General features: G+C 71.3%; 1 protein-coding gene. It reads left to right on the forward strand.

Annotation, left to right across the window (positions count from 1 at the left end; genetic code table 11):
• Positions 1-66: 66 nt before the first annotated feature.
• A complete protein-coding gene (locus IZR01_RS49215; protein WP_323747329.1) occupies positions 67-1,170 on the forward strand; it encodes a YlbE family protein in 1,104 nt (367 codons plus the stop codon).
• Positions 1,171-1,233: the final 63 nt, after the last annotated feature.

The following is a 1,233-nucleotide window of genomic DNA, read 5'->3' on the forward strand; positions in this document are numbered from 1 at the left end:
GGTCGTGTGGGCCCTGTGGGCCGGGGCGGCGGGAACGCCGGTCGCGGAAGCACGAACGCCGGGAGCGTGGGCCGTGGCGGCGAGAGCACCGCCCCCGAACTGACCCCCTGCCATCACCGCGGAGGCGTGGGTCCGATGGCCGGTGTCGTCTCCCCCGGCATGTGGCTCCTCGAACTCCGCGATCCGGTCGGCGGCGGCAGTTCCTGGTGCAGCCTGAACGAAGGCCTCGGCAAGGTGCTGCGATACGGGGCGTTCGGGCCCGAGGTGGTCGAGCGGCTGCGCTGGATGGCCGGGGTGCTGGGGCCGATGTTGCAGCGTGCGGTGCGGCGGCGGGGTCTGGTGGATGTGAAGGCGATCGTCGCGCAGATGCTGCACATGGGCGATGAGGGCCACAACCGGAACCGGGCCGGGACGCTCATGCTGCTGCGCGAGCTGCTGCCGTCGTTGATCGAGAACGGGGAGGACGGCCGGGAGCTGGCCGAGGTGGTGCGCTTCGTGTCAGGGAACGATCACTTCTTCCTCAACCTCGTGATGCCCGCGTGCAAGCTGGCGGCGCGGGCGGCGTCGGGGATCGCGGGGAGCACGGTGGTGACCGTGATGGCGCGCAACGGGACCGACTTCGGGATCCAGACCTCGGGGACCGGCGATCGGTGGTTCACCGCGCCGGCGAACACGCCCGAGGGGTTGTTCCTGGCCGGGTACGGGCCGCAGGACGCCAATCCGGACATCGGGGACTCGGCGATCACCGAGACCGCGGGGGTCGGCGGGTTCGCGATGGCGGCCGCACCGGCGATCGCGCGGCTGGTCGGGGGGACGGCGGCCGGCGCGGTGGCGACCACGCGGCTGATGTACGAGATCACGCTGGCCGAGAACCCCGCGTTCACGGTGCCGACCCTGGACTTCCGCGGGACGCCGACCGGGATCGAGGTGGGGCGGGTCGTGCGGACCGGCGTGCTGCCGCAGATCAACACCGGGATGGCCGGACGGGTGGCCGGGACCGGGCAGGTCGGGGCCGGCCTGGTGACGCCGCCGATGGAGTGCTTCACCCAGGCGCTCGCGGCACTGGCGGAACTGGCAAGGGTGGAACTGGCAAGGGCCGACGAGAACAACGAGAGCAATACGGATGGCACTGCCGCCAGCGGCACTACATCCGAAAGCAAAGCGCCATGACCAACCCGCTGTAACCCGCCCAAAAACCCGTAGCCCCCGAACCCGTCTAGCGATCCCTACCAC

This window comes from Catenulispora pinisilvae, assembly GCF_015356865.1.
GTDB classification, from domain to species: Bacteria; Actinomycetota; Actinomycetes; order Streptomycetales; family Catenulisporaceae; genus Catenulispora; species Catenulispora pinisilvae.